3 protein-coding genes are annotated in these 6,778 nt (G+C 71.7%); all 3 read left to right on the forward strand.

From position 1 onward, the window contains the following. Positions 1-195: 195 nt before the first annotated feature. The 3 genes from ABD308_RS34995 (at position 196) to ABD308_RS35005 (ending at position 6,750) form a co-directional block, all read left to right on the forward strand. Entirely contained in the window at positions 196-1,644 is a 1,449-nt protein-coding gene (locus ABD308_RS34995) for a glyceraldehyde-3-phosphate dehydrogenase (protein ID WP_344343988.1), read from the forward strand. A 332-nt stretch (positions 1,645-1,976) separates the two neighbouring features. Continuing rightward, positions 1,977-3,665, forward strand: coding sequence for a glycosyltransferase family 2 protein (locus ABD308_RS35000; protein ID WP_425554925.1), 1,689 nt, complete (start codon positions 1,977-1,979; stop codon positions 3,663-3,665). Between the two features lie 16 nt (positions 3,666-3,681). Then, positions 3,682-6,750, forward strand: a complete 3,069-nt coding sequence (locus ABD308_RS35005; RefSeq protein WP_344343994.1) for an SGNH hydrolase domain-containing protein — start codon at positions 3,682-3,684, stop codon at positions 6,748-6,750. Positions 6,751-6,778: the final 28 nt, after the last annotated feature.

Below are 6,778 nucleotides of genomic sequence, written 5' to 3' on the forward strand. Positions count from 1 at the left end.
CCGAACAATCATTCACAAATGGACCCCCATCCCTTCGGATGGGGGTCCATTTGCGTTGATCCGCCTTGGCTTGCCAGACACGCCGGGGTCGATCGCATGTGATTCTTGTCATGCGTGATAGGGCGGGACCGTTTCGGTTCGGGGGGTGGGGCCCAGTTAGCATGTGAACACCCTCCTAGCTCGAAAGATGGACTTGTGACTGTCAACGACGACGTGTTCACGGACTGGAAGAACCGCGAGGAGATCGCGGAGTCGATGATTCCGATCATCGGCCGACTGCACCGGGAGCGGGACGTTACCGTCCTGCTGTACAGCCGTTCCCTGGTGAACAAGTCGGTGGTCAGCATCCTGAAGACCCACCGGTTCGCCCGCCAGATCGCCGGTGAGGAGCTCTCGGTCACCGAGACCCTGCCGTTCCTGCAGGCGCTGACCACGATGGATCTCGGCCCCTCCCAGATCGACCTCGGCATGCTCGCCGCCACCTACCGCGCCGACAGCCGCGGCCTCTCGGTGGAGCAGTTCACCGCCGAGGCCGTCGCCGGCGCCACGGGTGCCAACAAGATCGAGCGCCGCGAGTCGCCGCGCGACGTGGTCCTGTACGGCTTCGGCCGGATCGGCCGCCTGGTCGCCCGTCTGCTGATCGAGAAGGCCGGCTCCGGCAACGGCCTGCGCCTGCGCGCCATCGTCGTCCGTGGCGGTGGCGACCAGGACATCGTGAAGCGCGCCTCGCTGCTGCGTCGTGACTCCATCCACGGCCAGTTCCAGGGCACCATCACCGTCGACGAGGCGAACAGCACGATCGTCGCGAACGGCACCGAGATCAAGGTGATCTACGCCAACGACCCGTCCGAGGTCGACTACACGGCGTACGGCATCCAGGACGCCATCCTCATCGACAACACGGGCAAGTGGCGGGACCGCGAGGGCCTCTCCAACCACCTCCGCCCCGGCATCGAGAAGGTCGTCCTGACGGCCCCGGGCAAGGGCGACGTGCCCAACATCGTGCACGGCGTCAACCACGACACCATCAAGCCGGACGAGCAGATCCTCTCCTGCGCCTCCTGCACCACCAACGCGATCGTCCCGCCGCTGAAGGCGATGGAGGACGAGTACGGCGTGCTGCGCGGCCACGTGGAGACCGTCCACTCGTTCACCAACGACCAGAACCTGCTGGACAACTACCACAAGGCCGACCGCCGCGGCCGCTCGGCACCGCTCAACATGGTGATCACCGAGACCGGTGCCGCCTCGGCCGTCGCCAAGGCCCTGCCGGACCTCAAGGCGAAGATCACCGGCAGCTCGATCCGCGTGCCCGTGCCGGACGTCTCGATCGCCATCCTGAACCTCCAGCTGGCCCGCGAGACCACCCGCGAGGAGGTCCTCGACTACCTCCGCAACGTGTCGCTGACCTCGTCGCTGAAGCGCCAGATCGACTTCACCACCGCCCCCGACGCGGTGTCGAACGACTTCATCGGCTCGCGCCACGCCTCGATCGTCGACGCCGGCGCCACCAAGGTCGAGGGCGACAACGCCATCCTCTACCTGTGGTACGACAACGAGTTCGGCTACTCCTGCCAGGTCATCCGGGTCGTCCAGCACGTCTCGGGCGTCGAGTACCCGACGTACCCGATCGCGGCGGTCTGATCCGCGGAATCGCACAACGCCTGTGGGGCGGCAACCGGTCACCGGTTGCCGCCCCACAGGCGTTTCCGTGCCCGATCGGTCGGGTGGGCGAGGGCCTGCCGGGCAGGTTGTTGGAGGAGCGTTCACGTCCGCTTGACCTACTGCTTGACCAGGGCGTTTGAGGTGGCCGGGAAGTGGCGTCCGCGGCCTGGACGAATGGATTAATGGTCTATACCAATGGGGTAGTGTGACCGTGGAGCTGTCAGAAACACGGCTGTGGGGGCCACATGACTGACCAACAGGTATCTCCTGTTTCCTCTTTGTCCTCTTCCTCTTCCGATCCTCTTGCACATCTGCCGCAACCGCCGGACGACCAGGAGTTGTACTGGTACTTCGGCCCGCAGCGCAGGTGGGTGCTCGTCGCCAGTTCGGCGGCGTTCGTGTTCACCGCGGGGACCATGCTGACGTTCGCGTTGCGGACGCCGGCGCTCTGGATCTTCCTGGCCGTCCTCGGGCTCAACGTGGTCGCGCTGGTGCTGTCGTCCGTCAACAGCCTGCGGCAGCGGCGGCTCACCCGGCAGTCCCACGAGGTGCTGGTGCACGCGTGGGCGCCGGAGGAGCTGCCGGCCGTCGACCTGTACCTGCCGACCTGCGGGGAGCCGCTGGACATCCTGGAGAACGCCTACCGGGCGGTCGCCAAGGTGGACTGGCCGGGCGCGCTGACGGTCTGGGTGCTCGACGACGGCGACCGGGCCGAGGTGGCCGAACTGGCCGCCGCGCACGGGTACCGGTACGTGGTGCGGCCCGACCGGGGGCACCTCAAGAAGGCCGGCAACCTCAACCACGCGCTCACCCTGAGCAGCGGCGAGCTGATCGCCATCCTCGACGCCGACTTCGCACCCCGGCCGGACTTCCTCCGCCACCTCGTCCCGTACTTCGCGGACCCGCGGATCGGCATCGTGCAGAGCCCGCAGTGCTTCGACACGGACGAGACGATGAGCTGGATCGAGCGCGCCGCCGGTGCCGCGCAGGAGTGGTTCTTCCGCTGGATCCAGCCCTCCCGCGACGCCAGTGACGCCGCCATCTGCTGCGGCAGCAACGCGGTCTACCGGCGCACGGCGATCGACGAGGCCGGCGGCTTCGCCCGGCTCGACCACAGCGAGGACCTCTTCACCGGCCTCGGCCTGTACGCCAAGGGCTACCGCACGCTGTACGTCCCGGTGCTGGTCGCCAAGGGCACCTCGCCGGACAACCTCGCCTCGTACGTCAACCAGCAGTACCGCTGGGCGATGGGCAACCTGCACCTGCTCGGCTCGCCCGAGCTCAAGCGGATCGGCGCGCCCTGGCGGATGCGGCTCTGCTTCTACGAGGGCATCGTCGGCTACCTGGCCGCCGCCGTGAACATCTTCGTCGCGCCGCTGCCGCCGCTGGTGATGATGTTCTTCTACCCGGACCAGATCCGGCCCTGGCACGTGCTGCCGATGCTCGCGCCGCTCTGGCTCTGGCACGTGCTGCTGCCCCGGGTCAGCCGGACCCGCTGGCGGATCGAGGTGATCCGCTCCAACGTGCTGATGAGCGTCGCCGCCGGTGTCGCGTTCTGGCACACGCTGCGCGGTCGCAGCGCGGCCTGGGTGCCGACCGGCGCGGCCGGTGGGGGAGCCCCCGCGGCGAGCGCCAAGTCCAGGTCCGGCGGGATGGCCCGCAAGGTGGTGCTGCTCTCGCTCGCCTGGCTCTGCGCCTCGCTCGGCGCCGGCGCGCTCGGCCTCGGCCTGGCCGTCGCCGAGTACGGCTGGGCGCCCAACTGGGGCCTCGGCCTCTACCTCCTGGTGCAGGCGCAGATCGGCCTGCCGCTGGTCCGCGACCTCCTCGGCGAGGTGCGCGGCTCCACCCGCGCCGAAGACACCGCCGCCGGGCCGAAGGCGCCCCGGCTCGGCATGCTGCCCCGGCGCTGGCCCGAGGGACTGGCCGCCACCGCCACGCTCCTGCTCACCGCTCTGCTCGCCTCCGGCTGGGTCCGCCCGATGCTGCCCTGGCTGGGTTGAAAGGTCGTCGCCTTCCATGTCGTCGTCACCGATACCGGTACCCGTACCGGCTCCGTCGGCCGTCCCTGAGCTGCGGCCGGACGCCTTCACCATCCCCGGCCGACGGGCCGGCGCCGCCTCCCGGGGTTCCGATGCCCCGGGCCCGGCGCCCCGTCCGGCCGGCTTCCGCCCCGACATCGAGGGCCTGCGGGCGGTCGCCGTGCTCGCCGTCCTCGCCTTCCACGCCGCCGTTCCCGGCCTGGCCGGCGGGTTCGTCGGCGTGGACGTCTTCCTCGTCATCTCCGGCTACCTGATCACCGGCCTGCTGCTGCGCGAGGCCACCACCACCGGCCGGATCCGGCTCGGTGAGTTCTTCTCCCGCCGGGCCCGCCGGCTGCTGCCCTCGGCGGCGGTCGTGCTCGGCGCGGTGGCCCTGTTCGGCGCCTGGCTGACCGTGCCGCTGCGTCGCGCCGACCTGGAGTACGACGTCCTGGCGTCGGCGCTCTCCGTCGCCAACTGGCGCTTCGTCGCCCAGCAGACCGACTACCTGGCCGCCGGCCGGGACGAGAGCCTGCTGCTGCACTTCTGGTCGCTGGCCGTCGAGGAGCAGTTCTACCTGTTCTGGGGCCCGCTGCTGGCGCTCACCGTCCTCCTGGTGCTGCGGCTGGCGCGGCGCGGCCGCCCGGACGGGCGCGGGCGGGCGGTGCGGCCGGTCGCCGCCGCGCTCGCGGCCGTGCTGACCGTCGGCTCCTTCGCGCTCTCGTTGAGCTGGACGCAGGACTCCGTCTCGCTCGCCTACCTCGGAACGCCGTCCCGGGTCTGGCAGTTCGGGGTCGGCGCGCTGCTCGCCCTGTTGCCCTGGCACCTGCTGCGCGGACCGCGGGTGCCGCGCGTGCTGGTCGGCTGGGGCGGCGCCGCGGCCGTCGTCGGCTGCGTGCTGGCCTACGACAACACGACCCCGTACCCGGGGTGGGCGGCGCTCGTCCCGACCCTCGGCACGGCGGCCGTCATCCTGGCCGGCACGCCCGGACGGGACGGTGCCACGGTTTCGGGCGCGTCCGGTTTCGGCGTGGACCGGGTGCTCGGCCTGCGCGCGCCGCGGGCGATCGGCCGGCTCTCCTACAACCTGTACCTGTGGCACTGGCCCGTGCTCGTCCTCGCCGGTGCGAAGTTCGGCCCGCTGGACTGGCCGGTGAAGGTGGCGCTCACCGCCGCCGCCGCGCTGCCCGCCGCCGCGGTGATGCGGTGGGTCGAACGGCCGCTGCGGAAGAGCCGCACGGTCTCCGAACTCCCGCGCCGTGGCCTGTCGTTGGGACTCGCCTCGGTGGTCATCCCGGTGGTGCTGGCGCTGGTCGTCGGCACCGGCACGCTGCGTCTGCTCGGCCCGGCCGCGCCGGTCGACCTCCAGGGCCTGCCGCCCGGCTCGTCCGACGGCACCTCGCTGCTGGTGCGCACGGCGGCCTCGGCCAAGGGTGGTCCCCCGGTGGTGCCGGACGCCGTCCAGGCCCGCAAGGACTTCCCGCCGGACGGCGAGTGCGAGGTCGCCCCGGCCGCCACCACCAGCCCCGACTGCCGTTTCGGCGTGGTCGGCAGCCCGGACCGGATCGTGCTGCTCGGCGACTCGCACGCCGGCCAGTGGTTCTCCGCGCTGCTCGCGATCGCCGCCGAACGGCGCTGGGAGCTGGAGGAGTTGGTCAAGCAGGGCTGCCCGCTGCCGGAACTCACGGTGGTCAACCCGCAGTTGGGCCGCACCTACCGCGAGTGCGACACCTGGCGGGCGAACGCGCTGGCCCGGCTGAAGGAGGGCCCCAAGCCCCGGCTGATCGTCGTCTCCACCCTCAACCGGTACACCGACGACCGCGAACTGCTGCTCCAGGGCTGGGAGAAGACCCTCGCCCCGCTGCGCGAGCTCGGCGTCCCGATCGTCTACCTGCGGGACACCCCGATCCCCGGGACGGACGTGCCGGCCTGCGTGTCGGGCCACACCGACGACCCGGCGGCCTGCGAGTTCCCGCGCGACGAGGCGCTCTGGGCGGACCCGCTCGCCGACGAGATCGCGGCCGACCGGGTGCCGGGCGTGCGCACCGTGTCGGTGAACGACGTCATCTGCCCCGGCGACGGCCGCAGTTGCCCGGCGGTGCTGGAACGGATCCTGCTCTACCGCGATGACGCGCACCTCACCAACGTCGCCGCCGTCGTCCTCACCCCGCGCCTGGAGCGGCTGTTGACGGAGTCCGGTGCCCTGCCGTCCAAGACCGCGCCCGCCGCGGCGCCGTCGGTCACGGTGGACGGCTGGACGCAGCTGCTGCGCGACGACTTCGACGGTCCGGCCGGCAGCCGTCCGTCCGAGGCCGACTGGCAGTACGACCTCGGCACCTGCTACCCCGGTTGCCCGGCCCCGCAGTGGGGGACGGGCGAGATCGAGACCATGACGGACTCGACGGCGAACGTCCGGCTCGACGGCCGGGGCGCCCTGGAGATCGTGCCCACCCGGGACGCCGCGGGTCAGTGGTCGTCCGGCCGGATCGAGTCCCGCCGCGCCGACTTCGCCCCGCCGCCCGGCGGCGTCATGCGGATCGAGGCCGGAATCGCCCTGCCCGACGTCACCGGCCCGGCCGCCGCCGGCTACTGGCCCGCCTTCTGGACGCTCGGCGGCGAGCTGCGCAACGGCTACACCGGCTGGCCGGCCATCGGCGAGCTGGACATCATGGAGCAGGTCAACGGCCGGGACGCGGTGTTCGGCACCATGCACTGCGGTGTCCTCGACGGCGGCCCCTGCCAGGAGCCGCGCGGTCTGGGCTCCGGTGACCAGCCCTGCGGCGCCGAGTGCCGCACCGGCTTCCACCGCTACGCGGTCGAGGTCGACCTGACGCCGGGCGCCGAGCAGGTCCGCTGGTACCTCGACGGGCGTGAGCACCACCGGGTCACCGCCGCGCGGATGGACCGGGCGACCTGGGACCGGGCCGTCAACCACGGCCTGTTCCTGATCCTCAACGTCGCCGTCGGCGGCAACCTGCCCACCGCGTTCGGCGGCGCCGTCACCCCGGCCACCGAACCCGGGCACCCGATGCGGGTCGACTACGTCTCCGTCGCCACGAAGCCGTAGCGTCCGCCGGACACCGAGGGCCCCGGGC

This window comes from Kitasatospora putterlickiae, from assembly GCF_039527695.1.
Classification (GTDB): Bacteria; Actinomycetota; Actinomycetes; order Streptomycetales; family Streptomycetaceae; genus Kitasatospora; species Kitasatospora putterlickiae.